The sequence below is a fragment of the Frankiales bacterium genome, assembly GCA_016125335.1.
GTDB lineage: Bacteria > Actinomycetota > Actinomycetes > S36-B12 > CAIYMF01 > Longivirga.
The window spans coordinates 1-14,280 of the sequence record WGLY01000013.1; the positions used below are offsets into that span (position 1 = coordinate 1).

General features: G+C 74.4%; 13 protein-coding genes and 1 tRNA gene. 6 read left to right on the forward strand and 8 right to left on the reverse strand.

Annotated elements, in window-relative coordinates; all coding sequences use genetic code 11:
- A partial coding sequence (locus GC157_07245; GenBank protein MBI1377261.1) for a hypothetical protein occupies positions 1-630 on the forward strand: 630 nt, incomplete at its 5' end.
- A gap of 97 nt (positions 631-727) precedes the next feature.
- Here GC157_07245 and GC157_07250 read toward each other — a convergent pair.
- Positions 728-807: transfer RNA gene (locus GC157_07250), tRNA-Gln, on the reverse strand.
- 280 nt (positions 808-1,087) lie between these two features.
- Between GC157_07250 and GC157_07255 the strand changes: the two genes are divergently transcribed.
- From GC157_07255 to GC157_07265, 3 genes are all read left to right on the forward strand, one after another.
- Positions 1,088-2,125 (forward strand): acyl-CoA desaturase, encoded by a 1,038-nt coding sequence (locus GC157_07255; GenBank protein MBI1377262.1) that lies wholly within the window; start codon positions 1,088-1,090, stop codon positions 2,123-2,125.
- A 148-nt stretch (positions 2,126-2,273) separates the two neighbouring features.
- Positions 2,274-2,876: a TetR family transcriptional regulator gene (locus GC157_07260; GenBank protein ID MBI1377263.1), complete on the forward strand. Its 603-nt coding sequence runs from the start codon at positions 2,274-2,276 to the stop codon at positions 2,874-2,876.
- A 58-nt stretch (positions 2,877-2,934) separates the two neighbouring features.
- Positions 2,935-3,441: a MarR family transcriptional regulator gene (locus GC157_07265; protein ID MBI1377264.1), complete on the forward strand. Its 507-nt coding sequence runs from the start codon at positions 2,935-2,937 to the stop codon at positions 3,439-3,441.
- 32 nt (positions 3,442-3,473) lie between these two features.
- Here GC157_07265 and GC157_07270 read toward each other — a convergent pair whose 3' ends face one another.
- From GC157_07270 to rsmA, 4 genes are read right to left on the reverse strand one after another with little or no spacing between them, the layout of a single operon-like run.
- Complete coding sequence (locus tag GC157_07270; GenBank protein MBI1377265.1) at positions 3,474-4,607, reverse strand: SidA/IucD/PvdA family monooxygenase; 1,134 nt, start codon at positions 4,605-4,607, stop codon at positions 3,474-3,476.
- A gap of 46 nt (positions 4,608-4,653) precedes the next feature.
- Positions 4,654-6,516 carry an ATP-binding cassette domain-containing protein gene (locus tag GC157_07275; protein ID MBI1377266.1) on the reverse strand — a complete coding sequence of 621 codons (1,863 nt, stop codon included), beginning with the start codon at positions 6,514-6,516 and terminating at the stop codon, positions 4,654-4,656.
- A complete protein-coding gene (locus GC157_07280; protein MBI1377267.1) occupies positions 6,516-7,439 on the reverse strand; it encodes a 4-(cytidine 5'-diphospho)-2-C-methyl-D-erythritol kinase in 924 nt (307 codons plus the stop codon). Before GC157_07280 ends, GC157_07275 begins: the two co-directional genes overlap by 1 nt.
- A gap of 54 nt (positions 7,440-7,493) precedes the next feature.
- On the reverse strand, positions 7,494-8,363 hold the full coding sequence (rsmA, locus tag GC157_07285; protein MBI1377268.1) for a 16S rRNA (adenine(1518)-N(6)/adenine(1519)-N(6))-dimethyltransferase RsmA: 870 nt from the start codon (positions 8,361-8,363) through the stop codon (positions 7,494-7,496).
- Positions 8,364-8,390: 27 nt separating this feature from the next.
- Here rsmA and GC157_07290 point away from each other — a divergent pair, with 27 nt between their 5' ends.
- Positions 8,391-9,164, forward strand: a complete 774-nt coding sequence (locus GC157_07290; protein ID MBI1377269.1) for a maleylpyruvate isomerase family mycothiol-dependent enzyme — start codon at positions 8,391-8,393, stop codon at positions 9,162-9,164.
- Positions 9,165-9,168: 4 nt separating this feature from the next.
- Here GC157_07290 and GC157_07295 read toward each other — a convergent pair whose 3' ends face one another.
- Genes GC157_07295 through rsmI form a run of 3 tightly spaced genes read right to left on the reverse strand, consistent with a single transcriptional unit; the run spans position 9,169 to position 12,621 of the window.
- Positions 9,169-10,074 (reverse strand): YchF/TatD family DNA exonuclease, encoded by a 906-nt coding sequence (locus tag GC157_07295; protein ID MBI1377270.1) that lies wholly within the window; start codon positions 10,072-10,074, stop codon positions 9,169-9,171.
- Positions 10,075-10,087: 13 nt separating this feature from the next.
- On the reverse strand, positions 10,088-11,686 hold the full coding sequence (locus tag GC157_07300) for a methionine--tRNA ligase (protein ID MBI1377271.1): 1,599 nt from the start codon (positions 11,684-11,686) through the stop codon (positions 10,088-10,090).
- A gap of 41 nt (positions 11,687-11,727) precedes the next feature.
- A complete protein-coding gene (gene rsmI / locus GC157_07305) occupies positions 11,728-12,621 on the reverse strand; it encodes a 16S rRNA (cytidine(1402)-2'-O)-methyltransferase (GenBank protein MBI1377272.1) in 894 nt (297 codons plus the stop codon).
- A 9-nt stretch (positions 12,622-12,630) separates the two neighbouring features.
- On the opposite strand from rsmI, the gene GC157_07310 reads away from it, so the two are divergent.
- On the forward strand, positions 12,631-14,271 hold the full coding sequence (locus GC157_07310) for a phospholipid carrier-dependent glycosyltransferase (protein MBI1377273.1): 1,641 nt from the start codon (positions 12,631-12,633) through the stop codon (positions 14,269-14,271).
- Positions 14,272-14,280 lie beyond the last annotated feature (9 nt).

Sequence of the window (14,280 nt, forward strand, 5' to 3'; positions counted from 1 at the left end):
CAGACCGAGCTGCACGTCGTGATGGACCTCGACACCCTGCGCGGCGAGCGCGACGGCCTCGCTCTCCTGAACGGCACGCCGATCCCCGCACCCATCGCCCGTGAGGTCGCCGCGGTCGCCGACTGGTGGCGGCGTCTGGTCGTGGACCCGGTGGACGGGCACCTGCTGGACTACGGGACCCGCCAGTACCTGCCGGCCGCGCTGCGTGAGCACGTGCTGCACCGCGACCCCATCTGCCGGCGACCCGGTTGCACCCGCCACGCCCAGCAGATGGACCACGCCCTCCCGTACCCCGAGGGATCCAGCGACACCGCCAACTGCGGCGGGCTCTGCTCCCGCTGCCACCAGGTCAAGACAGCAGGACACGCCACCATCGAGGACAGCACCCCGGACGGGTCGGGCACCTGGGTCACCCGCTGGCGACAACGCATTCGCATCCCCGCCCAGCCGGTCCTCGAACCACCGCCACGCCGCCGGCCACCCGGGCGACCCGTGGCCGAGGAAGACGACGTCGGCCTCTCATGCCCCGGCCCCGGGCGTCCCGGAACCGAGGACCCCGGCCCCGAGCGCTGTGTCGACGACGAGCCCGGTGACGGCGGCGCCGACCCTCCGGATCACCCGCCGTTCTGACCCGCCGGCCCGATCAAGCGACGGCTCTCGTCCTGCGTCGTGGGCCCGACCGACCCATCGCCCCCGAGGCGGCCACCGGGCGTGTCTGGCTGCGGCCTGGCTCCCGGGGCAGGAATCGAACCTGCGTCGTACCCGCATTCAAAGTGCGGTCGCCCCTGCCAGCAGAGCAACCCGGGACCGTACGTGCCCAGGGTAGGCGCGCGGCGCCGGCACCCGGGCGACCCACGACGCCGGCCGAGCGATCCCGCGGGAGCGCGGCGGCGGGCACGTCCGGGCCGGACGGCGCGGCGCGGCGCGGCCGAGGCGGCACCGCAGCCCGCTCGGCGCAGCTCCTGACCGAGCCGTGACCCGCTGGCCGGGCGTCGCGCTTGACACGGTTACCCGAGCGTAGGTTACGGTGCCGTAGCACCAGAACCTACGGTTGCGTAACCGTAAGCCGAACCGCCCGAGGAGTGCGATGACCGCGACGCCCGAGCTCGACCTGACCGCCGACGAGCTCGCGGAGGAGCAGTCCCTCACGGGTCACTCGTACGCCGCCGCGCGCGAGGACGGCAGCGCCCCGATGTTCACCGGCTCGGACCGGCAGACCCTCGCCGAGCGCCTCACCGTCGGGCTCTTCGTCGCGGTGCCCCTGCTCGCGGTGCTCCTCGCCGTCCCGTTCGCGTGGGGCTGGGGGCTGGGCTGGAGCGACGTCGTGATCGGCGTCGTCATGTACGCGGTCGCCGCGCACGGCATCACGATCGGCTTCCACCGGGCCTTCACGCACGGCTCCTTCAAGCCGAACCGGCCGCTGAAGATCGCGCTGGCCATCGCCGGCAGCCTGGCCATCGAGGGCCCGGTCGCCCGCTGGGTGGCCGACCACCGCAAGCACCACGCGTTCAGCGACGCCGAGGGCGACCCGCACTCCCCCTGGGCCTACGGCGAGTCCACCCGCGGCCTGATCAAGGGCTTCTTCTACGCGCACACCGGCTGGCTGTTCGACGTCGAGCAGACCCCGATGCAGCGCTACGCCCCGGACCTGCTCAAGGACAAGGACCTCGTCCGGGTCTCGCGCCTGTTCCCGCTGTGGGTCGCCGTCTCCCTCCTGGCGCCGGCCGTCATCGGCGGCCTGGTCACCTGGTCGTGGCACGGCGCCGTGACGGCGCTCTTCTGGGCCTCGATCGTCCGCGTCGGCCTCGTGCACCACGTGACCTGGTCGATCAACTCGGTGTGCCACCTCTGGGGCAAGCACCCGTTCAAGACCCGCGACCGCTCGGGCAACGTGGCCTGGCTCGCGCTGTTCTCCGGCGGCGAGTCCTGGCACAACATGCACCACTCCGACCCCACCTCGGCCCGGCACGGCGTCCTGCACGGCCAGGTCGACACCAGCGCCCGGATGATCGAGCTGTTCGAGCGCCGCGGCTGGGCGCAGGACGTCCGCTGGCCGCGCGCCGAGCGCCTGCGGGCCCGCATGGTCGACCCCGAGAGCACGCGCCTGTCGCGCAAGGTCCGGTGAAGCCCGGCCGACCCGGCCACGCCACGACCCGGCGGCGCGGCATCATGACCCCGTGACCGACGAGACCCCCGTGCCCGTGGACGTCGAGCCGGCGATCGAGCCGGCCCGTCGCGCGCGCACCGACCGAGCACGGCCCGAGCGCGTCCGGATGAGCGGACGGGAGCGGCGCGAGCAGCTCGTCGACGTGGGCCGCAAGCTCTTCGCCGAGAAGGGCTTCGAGGCGGTGACCATCGAGGAGATCGCCTCGAAGGCCGGCGTGTCGAAGCCGGTGGTCTACGAGCACTTCGGCAGCAAGGACGGGCTCTACGCCGTCATCGTCGACCGCGAGATGAACACGCTGCTCGGCATGGTCACCGACTCGCTCACCGCCGACAACCCCCGCGCGCTGCTCGAGCAGGCCGCCCGCGCCCTCTTCGACTACATCGAGGGCCGCAGCGACGGCTTCCGCGTGCTCGTGCGCGACAGCCCCGTGGCGCAGAACACCGGCAACTTCGCCTCGCTGCTGCGCGACGTCGCCGGCCAGGTCGAGGCACGCCTGGCCAAGGAGTTCGACCGCAAGGGCTTCCCGTCCAAGTTCGCGCCAATGTACGCCAACATGCTCGTCGGCATGGTCGCGCTCACCGGCCAGTGGTGGCTCGACGTCCGCAAGCCGAAGAAGGACGAGGTCGTGGCGCACGTGGTCAACCTCGCCTGGAACGGGATCGTCGGCCTGGAGAAGAAGCCCCGCCTGGTCACCGATCGGCTCGGCTGAGGCACCGGCCGCCGCCCGAGGTATCTCGACGTCGAGAGACCACGGGTACCCTGGGCGCATGCAGCGGGAGCGCGCCGACGAGGTGGACGTGCTCGTCGACGCCTGGCGCCGGGAACGGCCCGACCTCGACGTGGCTCCCCTCGAGGTGCTCTCCCGGGTGAGCCGCCTCGCCCGCCACCTCGACCTGGCCCGCCGCGAGGCCTTCGACACCCACGACCTCGAGCCCTGGGAGTTCGACGTCCTCGCCGCGCTGCGCCGGGCCGGGGCGCCCTACGCCCTCTCCCCCGGCCGCCTGCTCCAGGTCACCCTCGTCACCAGCGGCACGATGACCAACCGCATCGATCGGCTGGCCGCCAAGGGGCTCGTGGAGCGCGTGCCGGACCCGAACGACGGGCGCGGCGTGCAGGTGGTGCTCACGGACGCCGGCCGCACGCGGGTCGACGACGCGCTGACCGACCTGCTCGCGCACGAGCGGGCGATCCTGGCCTCGCTGTCCGCCTCGGACCGCGACCGGCTCGCCGACCTGCTGCGCCGGCTCACCGTGCCGTTCGACAACGCGGGGTAGCGGCCCCCGCCGCGACCGCGTCGGCAGTCCGCTCAGGTGCCGGTGATCGCCGCCGCGATGCGCTGCGACTCCAGCCCGATCTCGCGCAGCATCCCCGCGGGGGACACGAACTGCCCGCAGAAGTAGAGGCCGGGCAGGGCGGTCGCCCCGCCGGACACCCGCGGGCGTCCGGACTCGTCGCAGACGGCGCGCCACTCGGGCAGGAAGTCCGCGAGCCCCGGCTCGTAGCCGGTGGCGAGCACGACGGCCGCGACCTCGAGCCAGGTGCCGTCGTCGAGCACGACGCCGGCATGGGTGAAGCGCTCGATGTCGCCGTGCACCTCGATGCGCCCCGCACGGATGTGCGCCATCGTGCCGATGTCGAGCAGCGGGATGTGCCGGTCGCGGCGGATCTGCGTGTTGGGCCCGTAGGGCAGCTTGCGCAGCCCGGTCGCGGTGATGTCGCCGACGGTGAGCCGCACCAGCGGTGCCGCGAGCGCGTCCGCGAGTCCTGTCGGCACGTGGCGCATGGCGATGCCGAGCTGGAGCACCGGCACCACCCCGAGCATGTCGCGCGGGATGACGTTGACCGGCGCGCGCACCGAGAGGTGGGGACGGGCGCCGCGCTCGACGAGGTCGATGGCCAGCTCGCACGCGGAGTTGCCGAAGCCGACCACCAGCACGTCGCGGCCGGCCCACGGGTCGCCGTTGCGGTACTCGCTGGAGTGCAGCAGGTCACCCTCGTACTCCGACATGCCCGGCCACGACGGGCGCACGGGACGCCGGGCCGCGCCGGTCGCGACCACCACGTGCCGGGCGGTCCAGCGCTCGCCGCCGGCCACGTCGGCCACCCATCGTCCGTCGGCGCGATCCAGGCGCGTCACGCGCCGGCCGAAGCGCGGCCGCAGCCCGAAGCGCTCGGCGTAGGCCTCGAGGTAGGCGACCACCTGGTCGCGCGAGGGGTAGCGCGGGTAGTCGCGCGGCATCGGCATTCCCGGCAGCCCCGAGCTCGAGCGGGGGGTGTGCAGGTGGAGCCGGTCGTAGTGGTGGCGCCAGGGCATCGCGACGGCGTCGGTGGCCTCGAGGATCTCGAAGCGCAGCCCGGCCTGCTGCAGCGCTCGCGCGGTGGCGAGCCCGGCGGCGGAGCCGCCGACCACGAGGACGTCGGTCTCCTGCGTCTCCAGCACGGCTCAGGCTAACTCCCCAGGTCAGGCCCGCCACGCAGCCGGGTGGTCACTCGAGCCGCGCGGCGAGATCGAGCCACTCCTCCTCGAGCTGCTCGCGCTCGGCGAGCACCGCGCGCAGCTCGGCGTCGAGCGCGAGCACCCGCTCGTGGTCGGTCGAGGCGGCGGCCAGGGCGTCGTGCAGCCGCGCCTCCTCGTCGCGCAGCCGGTCGGTGCGCCGCTCGATGCGGGTGAGCTCCTTGCGCACCGCCCGCGCCTCCCCGCCCGAGAGGCTCGCGGGTGCCGGCCGGCTCTGCTCGACGGGTGCCGGCCCCGGCGACGCCGTGCCGCCGGCCGCCGCGCTCGCGCGGGCGGTGGGGCGCGGCTCGCGCCGTCGGTCGAGGTACTCCTCGACGCCGCCGGGCAGGTGGCGGATCGTGCCGTCGCCGAGCAGCGCGTAGAGCGTGTCGGTGGTGCGCTCGAGGAAGTAGCGGTCGTGGCTGACCACGACCAGCGTGCCCGGCCAGGTGTCGAGCAGGTCCTCGAGCACGGTGAGCATCTCGACGTCGAGGTCGTTGGTCGGCTCGTCGAGGAGCAGCACGTTGGGGCCGCCGACGAGCAGGCGCAGCAGCTGGAGCCGGCGCCGCTCGCCGCCGGACAGGTCGCCGAGCCGGGTGGCGAGCCGGTCGCCGGTGAACCCGAAGCTCTCGAGCAGCTGCTGGGCGGTCAGCGTCCGGCCACGGCCCAGGTCCACGTAGTGCGCTTCCTGCTGGAGTGCCGGCAGCACCCGCTGCTCCGGGTCGACGGCGGCGACGTCCTGCGACAGGTGCGCCACGTGCACGGTCGTGCCCACGCGCACGAGCCCCGCGCGCACGTCGGGCGCGGCGGCCGTGTCGAGCACGCCGTCGTGGGCGGCGTCGAGCAGCCGCAGCACGGTCGTCTTGCCGGCCCCGTTGGGGCCGAGCAGGCCCACCCGGTCGCCGGGGCCGAGGCGCCAGGTCTGGTCGACCAGCACCGGCTGCGCGCCCGGTGCGGGCGCGAGCGTGAGGTCCTCGAGGTCGTAGACCTGGCGGCCCAGCCGTGCCGTGGCGAAGCGCTCGAGGGCCAGCCGGTCGCGCGGCGGCGGCTCGTCCGCGATGAGCGCGTTGGCCGCCTCGACGCGGAAGCGCGGCTTGCTCGTGCGGGCCGGGGCGCCCCGCCGCAGCCACGCGAGCTCCTTGCGCAGCAGGTTCTGCCGCCGCTCCTCGCTCGCCCGGGCCTGGCGCGCCCGCTCGGCCTTGGCCAGCACGTAGGCCGCGTAGCCGCCGTCGTAGCGCTCGACCCGCCCGTCGACGACCTCCCAGGTCTCCGTGGCGACGGCGTCGAGGAACCAGCGGTCGTGGGTCACCGCGACCAGCGAGCCGCGCCGCGGCACGAGGTGCGCGGCCAGCCAGGCCACCGCCTCGACGTCGAGGTGGTTGGTCGGCTCGTCGAGCACGAGCAGGTCCGGGTCGTCCACCAGCAGGGCGGCGAGCGCGGCCCGGCGGCGCTCACCGCCGGACATCGTGCCCACCACGGTGGCCAGCCCCTCGCGGTAGGCGGGCGCGTCCACGCCGCCGAGCAGGCCGGCGAGGACGTCGCGAACGCGGGCGTCGCCGGCCCACTCGTGCTCGGCCCGCTCGCCCACCACCACGGCGCGCAGCGTCGCGGCGGGGTCGAGGTCGTCGCCCTGCGGGAGCAGCCCGATCCGCAGGCCGCCGGCCGTGACCACGCGGCCGGAGTCGACCGGCCGGCGACCGGTCAGCACGTTCACGAGGGTCGACTTGCCGCCGCCGTTGCGCCCCACCACCCCGATCCGCGCGCCCTCGGTGACACCGGCCGTCACGTGGTCGAGCAGCGTGCGCGTGCCGAGAGCGGTGACGACGTCCTCGAGCGCGACGTGCGTGACCGGCATCAGGGCGCGGTCCGCTGGTCGACGACCCGGGCGCCGGCCACCGGGCCGACCGCCCGCTTCACCGTGCGGCACATGCCCGTGGCGGTGAAGGCGACGGCGAGGTCGACCGCGTGCTCGTCGTCGCGGGCCAGCAGCGCGACCGTCGGGCCGCTGCCCGACACCACACCGCCGAGCGCGCCGTACTCCTCGCCCATGCTCAGCACCTGGGCGAGGTGGGGGCGCAGCGACACAGCGGCGCCCTGGAGGTCGTTGTGCAGCGCACGGCCGAGCGCCTCGGCGTCGCCGGCCCGCAGCGCGGCCATGAGCGCGTCGGGCACCTCCGGCTCCGGCACCGGCCGCCCCGCGTGCAGCCGGTCGAACTCCTGGTACACCTGCGGGGTCGGCAGGCCCTGCTCGGCGAGCACGAACACCCAGTGGTAGCTGCCGCGCACCAGCGCGGTGGTGAGCCGGTCGCCGCGGTCCGCGCCGATGGCCGTGCCCCCGTGCAGGGCGAAGGGGACGTCGCTGCCCAGCGTGGCCGCGACGTCGTGCAGCACCTCGCGGCCGAGCCCGAGCTCGAACAGCGCGTCGACCGCGACCAGGGCGGCCGCGGCGTCGGCGCTGCCACCCGCCATGCCCCCGGCCACCGGGATGCCCTTGCGGATCACCACCGAGAGGTCGCGGCCTCCGCCGAGCCCGGTGAGCGCCTCCACGGCGCGCACGGCGAGGTTGCTGCCGTCGAGCGGCACCTGGTCGGCACCCTCGCCCTCCACCACGATCTGCACGCCGGACCCGGGGCTCAGGGGAGTCGCCACGAGGTCGTCGTAGAGGCCCACGGCGTGGAACACCGTGGCCAGGCCGTGGTAGCCGTCCTCGCGCGCGGGACCCACGCCGAGCGCGAGGTTGACCTTCGCGGGGGCGCGGACGGTGACGGACGAGAGCACCCTCCGACCCTATGCGGACACCTGCCGGGTCACCGCCCGAGCCGGGACCGGCGCTCAGACGGGCTCGACGTCGCGCGCCGCCGCGATGCGCGCGAACTCCGCGACGGTGAGCTGCTCGCCGCGAGCAGTGGGGTCCACGCCGGCGCGCACCAGGACCTGCTCGGCACGCACCGGCGAGCCCGCCCACGAGGCGAGCGCGGCCCGCAGCGTCTTGCGCCGCTGGGCGAACGCGGCGTCGACCACGGCGAACACCTCCTCGCGCGTGGCCGTCGTGGCCGGCGGCGCGGTGCGCGTGAGGGACACCAGACTGCTGTCGACGTTGGGCGCCGGCCAGAACACCGTGCGCCCCACGACCCCGACCCGGGCGACCTCGCCGTACCACCGGGCCTTCACGCTGGGGACGCCGTAGACCTTCGACCCGGGCGCCGCGGCGAGCCGGTCGGCCACCTCGAGCTGCACCATCACCAGCACGCGCCGGATGCTCGGGAAGGCCTCGAGCAGGGTCAGGATCACCGGCACCGACACGTTGTACGGCAGGTTGGCCACGAGCGCGGTCGGCGGGTCGCCGGGCAGCGCCCGCACGGTCAGCGCGTCCGCGTGCACCACGGCCAGGCGGTCGGCGAGGTCGGGGCGCCGCTCGGCGACGGTCTCCGGCAGGGCCTGCGCGAGGACGTCGTCGACCTCCACGGCCACCACGCGGCGCACCTCCGGCAGCAGCGCCAGGGTCAGCGACCCGAGGCCCGGCCCCACCTCCACCACGACGTCGTCCTCGCGCAGCTCGGCCGCCCGCACGATGCGCCGCACGGTGTTGCCGTCGATCACGAAGTTCTGGCCGCGCTGCTTGGTGGGGCGCACGCCCAGCCGGTCGGCGAGCTCGCGCACCTCGGCCGCGCCAAGGAGCCCGTCGGCGCTCACGGCGCGCACCCGGCGGCGGGCGGGGTCCGAGGCGGCATGGGCACACTCTCGCGCATCGCCGGCCGGGCCGGAGACCCGCTGTGCCACGATCGGCGCGTGCTGGACCGCGACGCGTACCTGACCTCGCTCGAACGCGACTCGGCGGCCTTCGCGGACCTGCTCGCCGAGGCCGACCTCGCCGCACCCGTGCCGCACTGCCCCGGGTGGACGGTGACCGACCTGGCGCTGCACCTGAGCGGGGTGCACCGCTGGGCGCGCACCGCGGTCGTGACCGCTGCCCCGGGCGAGGAGCCGGTCGGCCCCTCGGACCGAGACGGGCTGGTGGCGTGGTGCCGCGCCGGATCGGCCGAGCTGCTCGAGACGCTGCGCACCACGGATCCCTCGACGCCGGTGTGGCACTTCGGCCCCAAGCCGCGGGTCGCCTCGTTCTGGGTGCGCCGGCAGGCGCACGAGACCGCGGTGCATCTCGGCGACCTGCGCCGTGCCGCGGGGCGCGACGCGCCGATGGATCCGGAGCTGGCCGCGGACGGCGTCGACGAGGTGGTGACGGTCTTCTTCCCGCGCCAGGTGCGGCTCGGGCGCACGCCGCCGGTGGAGCTCGCGGTGGCCGTGACGCTCACCGACACGGGCGGCTCGTGGGTGGTGTCCGGCGACGGGCTGACGCCGGGGTCCGACCCGGTCGCCGGCGTCGAGGGCTCGGCGTACGACGTGCTGCACGCGCTGTGGCACCGGGCGGACGCAGATGCCCTGCGGATCGTCGGCGACGAGGCGGCCGCGCGCGCGGTGCTCGCCGCCGCGCTGGCCCCCTGAGCCCTCACCAGGGGCCGAACACCCGCTGGGCGTTGTCCGCGAGGGCGCGCGCCATGGTGTCCTCGTCGACCCCGGCGCTCTCGGCCATCACGCGCACGGTGAGCGGCACGAGGTACGACGCGTTCGGGCGCCCGCGGTAGGGCGTGGGCGTCAGGTAGGGCGCGTCGGTCTCCACCAGCAGCCGGTCGAGCGGCGCCGCGAGCACGGACTCCCGCAGCGCCGCCGCGTTCTTGAACGTGACCGTGCCCGCGAACGAGAGGTACCAGCCCCGCGCCGTGCAGTACCTGGCCATCGCGGCGTCGCCGGAGTAGCAGTGGAAGACCACGCGCTCCGGCGGGCCCTCGTCCTCGAGCACGCGGATGACGTCGTCGTGCGCGTCGCGGTCGTGGATGGTCAGCGCCTTGCCGAGCCGCTTGGCCAGGGCGATGTGCCGGCGGAACGACTCCTCCTGCACCTCGCGCCCCTCCACGCCCGTTCGGAAGTGGTCCAGGCCGGTCTCGCCGATGCCGCGCACCCGCGGGTGCTCGGCCAGCGCTGCGATCTCGTCGTACGCCGACTCCAGCGCGGCCCGGCCCTCGCGCTCGAGGATGCGCGGCGCCTCGTTGGGGTGCAGCGCCACGGTCGCCACGAGCGGGGGACGCCCCTCGAGCGCCTCGACGGACCACCGGGCGCTGGGCAGGTCGCAGCCCACCTGCACGATCCGGGTGACACCGGCCTCCGAGGCCCGCGCGATCGCGGCGTCGAGGTCGAGCCACTCGGCTCCGTCGTCGCCGTCGTGGATGTCGAGATGGCAGTGCGTGTCGGTCGTGGGCGTGCGCAGCGGCTCGGGCAGCGGCGGACGCTCGCGGTTGCGCGAGTGGCCGGACTCCTGCACGGCCGCGCGGGTGCGCACCGGCTCGTCGGGGCTCATCGGGAGGTGCCGGTCACTCGGCCGGCTCCTCCAGGCGCGGGAACAGGGCCGCGCCCTTGGTGACGGTCGAGCCCACCGGCAGCTGGCCCCAGCGGGCGGCGTCGGTGACGAGCTGCTCGCCGAGCGCGCCGAGGCCCTCGCGCGCGCCGAGCTGCTCCCACAGCGACTCGGTGGCCAGCGGCATCACGGCGTGGTGGAGCACCGCGACGGCCCGCAGGCACTCGCACACCGTGTAGAGCACGGTGGCGAGCCGGCCGGCGTGCGCCGGGTCCTTGGCCAGCACCCAGGGCTCCTGCTCGGTGACGTAGAGGTTCACGGCGTCGACGAACGACTTCACCGCGCCGATGCCCGTCGAGAAGTCCAGCCGGAGCATGGCCTCGTCGGCCGCGGCCACCGTGCCCTCGAGGTGGCGCTGGAGCGCGAGCTCGGGCTCCGCGTACTCGCCGGGCGCGGGCAGCGACCCGTCGAAGTACCGGCCGACCATCGCGGCCGCCCGGGAGGCGAGGTTGCCCAGCCCGTTGGCGAGCTCGGAGGTGTAGCGCGCGCTCATGTCCTCCCAGGAGAACGATCCGTCCGAGCCGAACTGGATCGAGCGCAGGAAGTAGTAGCGGAACGCGTCGGACCCGAAGTGGTCGACGATCTGGGACGGCGCGATGCCGGTGAGCTTGGTCTTGCTCATCTTCTCGCCGCCGACGAGCAGCCAGCCGTGGGCGAACACCTGGCGCGGCAGGGGCAGCCCGGCGGCGAGCAGCATCGCGGGCCAGTAGACGGCGTGGAACCGCAGGATGTCCTTGCCCACCAGGTGCACGTCGGCCGGCCAGGTGGACAGGAACTGGAGCGCGCCCGGCGTGCCGGCCTCGTCGCCGTAGCCGACGGCCGTCGCGTAGTTGAGCAGCGCGTCGAACCACACGTAGACGACCTGGTCCTCGTCCCACGGAAGCGGGATGCCCCACGACACCGAGGATCGCGACATCGAGATGTCCGTGAGCCCTTGCTTGATGAAGGAGACGACCTCGTTGTACGCCGACTGGGGCTGCACGGCCTCGGGGTGCGCCTGGTAGTGCTCGAGGAGGAGGTCCTGGAAGGCGGAGAGCCGGAAGAACCAGTTGTTCTCGCGCAGCTGCTCGACCGGGCGGCCGTGGATGGCGCAGACCTTGACGCCCTCGTGCTCGCCCGTGCCGTCGACGAGGTCGCCGGGCAGCTTGAACTCCTCGCACGCGACGCAGTAGGGGCCCTCGTACGGGGCGGAGTAGACGTAGCCCGCCTCGCGGACGTGCTCCCAGAACCGCTGCACGCGCACGCGGTGCCGGTCCGACGTGGTGCGGATGAAGTCGTCGTTGGCCGCGTCGACGGTGCGCAGCACGGGGAGCCAGGCCTCCTCCACGAGGCGGTCCACCCACTCCTGCGGCGTCACGCCGGCGGCGTCGGCCGCCCGCTGCACCTTCGTGCCGTGCTCGTCGACACCGGTGAGGTACCAGACGCGCTCACCGCGCTGACGGTGCCAGCGGGTGAGGACGTCACCGGCCGTCGTCGTGTACGCGTGCCCGATGTGGGGCGCGTCGTTGACGTAGTAGATCGGCGTGGTGACGTAGAAGGCCTTGGCGTCGGACACGCGTCAATCCTAGGGGCGGCCGGGTGCACGCCCCGACGCCGTTATGCGCCGCCCTCGCCGGTCTCGCCGCGGGTGGCCCGCTTCGCGGCGACCACGGCGTCGTAGACGGCCTTGCGGTCGAGGCCGTACGCCGCCGCCACGGCCGCGAGGGCCGCCTTGCGCGGGTCGCCGCCCTCCGTCGTCGGCGCCGGCATCGAGCCGGCCGGCGCGCCCTCGACGACCACGGTGATCTCGCCGCGCACGCCTTCGGCGGCCCAGGCGGCCAGCTCGGCCAGCGGGCCCCGGCGCACCTCCTCGTAGGTCTTGGTCAGCTCGCGGCACACGGCCGCCCGGCGCTGCGCGCCGAAGGCCTCGGCCATCGCCTCCAGCGTGGCGGCGATGCGGTGCGGCGCCTCGAAGAACACGAGCGTGCGCGGGTCGGACGCCAGGGCCGCGAGGGTCCGGGCGCGCTCGCCCGCCTTGCGCGGCGGGAACCCCTCGAACGCGAACCGGTCCACCGGCAGCCCGGAGAGGGCGAGCGCCGTCAGCACCGCGCTCGGCCCGGGCACCGCGGTCACGGCGTAGCCCTCGGCGACCGCGGCCGCGACGAGGCGGTAGCCGGGGTCGCTCACGCTGGGCATGCCGGCGTCGGTGACGAGGACGACCCGCTCGCCGTCGGCGAGGGCGCGCAGGATCTCGGGCAGGCGGTCGCGCTCGACGGCGTCGTAGTACGACACGATCCGGCCACCGATCGACACACCGAGGTCGTGGGCGAGACGACGTGCGCGCCGGGTGTCCTCAGCCGCCACGACGTCGGCCGCGGCGAGCTCCTCGCGCAGGCGCGGCGAGGCGTCGGAGGGGTCGCCGATGGGCGTCCCGGCGAGGACGAGGACGCCGCCGACGCGCGGCTTCGCACTCCCGCGGGCGACCACGGCGCCAGCCTGCCACGTCCGTATGCTGTCCGGGTGACGGCGACCCTCGAGCACCGCCCGCACGCGGCCGTGCCCCGGGGCGGCCCCCGCGAGTCCGAGCTCGCCGACAGGCTGTACCGCCCGATGCCCGCCGATCGCGGGACCTCCTGGCTGGTGACGATCGGGATCACCGTGTTCGGCGGCATCCTGCGGTTCTGGGACCTCGCGAGCCCGCACGCGGTCGTGTTCGACGAGACCTACTACATGAAGGACTCGTTCTCGCTGCTGCGCTGGGGCTACGAGCGGGAGTTCGTCGACAAAGCCAACGACGTCATCCTGGCCAGCGACGGCCACGACTGGCGCACCCTGGACGTCTTCAAGACCACGCCCGAGTTCGTGGTGCACCCGCCGGTGGGCAAGTGGACGATCGGCATCGGCGAGTACGTCTTCGGGCTCAACCCGTTCGGCTGGCGCTTCATGGTCGCGCTGCTCGGCACGCTGGCCATCCTGCTCACCATCCGCATCACGCGCCGCCTCACCCGCTCCACCCTCATCGGTGCGATCGCCGGCCTCCTGCTCGCCATCGACGGCATCGGCATCGTGCTGTCGCGCACCGGGCTGCTCGACAACTCCCTCATGTTCTGGGCCGTGGTCGCCTTCGGCTGCGTGCTCATGGACCGCGACCGCACCAGACGCCGGCTCGCCGACGTCGTGCGGCTCTACCCCGACGACCGCGCAGCCCTGCGCCGGCTCGGCGCGGGGATCGGGCCGTTCACCGGGCTGCGTCCGTGGCGGTGGGCCGCCGGCGTCGCGCTCGGCCTCGCCTGCGGGGTGAAGTGGTCCGGCGTCTGGTTCCTGCTCGCCTTCGGGCTCATGACCGTGTTCTGGGACATCGGGATGCGCCGCGTCATCGGCGTGCGCACCGCGCAGGCCTGGACCGGCGCCATCCTCGAGGGCCTGCTGGGAGCCGTCGCCATGGCCGGCACGGCGTTCGTGGTCTACCTCGTGACGTGGACCGGATGGTTCGTCACCGACGGCGGCTACGACCGCCTGTGGGCGGCCAGCCATCCGGCGGAACCGGGCTTCGGATGGGTACCCGACGCGTTCCGGTCGCTGTGGCACTACCACGCGGAGATGCTCAACTTCCACGTGCACCTGACCGTCGAGACCTCGCCGCACGCCTACCAGAGCAACGCGTGGAGCTGGATGCTGCAGACGCGGCCGACGAGCTTCTACTACGAGACGCGCGACCTCGGCCAGGACGGGTGCACCGTCGCCAAGTGCTCCACGGAGGTCCTCGCGCTGGGCAACCCGCTGGTGTGGTGGGGCGGCACAGCCGCGCTGGTCCACCAGGCGTGGCGGTGGGTCTCGGTGCGCGACTGGCGCGCGGGCGCCGTCGTCCTCGCCGTGCTCGCCGGCTGGATCCCGTGGCTGGCCTTCCAGAACCGCACGATCTTCACGTTCTACGTGGTGGCCTTCGTGCCGTTCGTCTGCATGACGCTCGCGCTCACTCTGGGTGCGCTGCTGGGCAAGGCCGACGCCTCGCCCCGTCGCCGCACCGTGGGCGCGGCCGTCGTCGGCACCTTCCTGCTCTTCGCGGTCGCGCTGTCCGGCTTCTTCTACCCGGTGTGGTCCGCGGGCGTGATCCCGTACCACAGCTGGAGCATCCGGATGTGGTTCCCCACCTGGGTCTGAGCGCCGACC

Coding starts and splice junctions, on each gene's coding strand:
- GC157_07255 (MBI1377262.1), top strand. CDS start 1,088: ATGACCGCGACGCCCGAGCTCGACCTGACCGCCGACGAGCTCGCGGAG.
- GC157_07275 (MBI1377266.1), bottom strand. CDS start 6,516: ATGCCGGTCACGCACGTCGCGCTCGAGGACGTCGTCACCGCTCTCGGC.
- GC157_07265 (MBI1377264.1), top strand. CDS start 2,935: ATGCAGCGGGAGCGCGCCGACGAGGTGGACGTGCTCGTCGACGCCTGG.
- GC157_07295 (MBI1377270.1), bottom strand. CDS start 10,074: ATGAGCCCCGACGAGCCGGTGCGCACCCGCGCGGCCGTGCAGGAGTCC.
- GC157_07290 (MBI1377269.1), top strand. CDS start 8,391: ATGGGCACACTCTCGCGCATCGCCGGCCGGGCCGGAGACCCGCTGTGC.
- GC157_07260 (MBI1377263.1), top strand. CDS start 2,274: ATGAGCGGACGGGAGCGGCGCGAGCAGCTCGTCGACGTGGGCCGCAAG.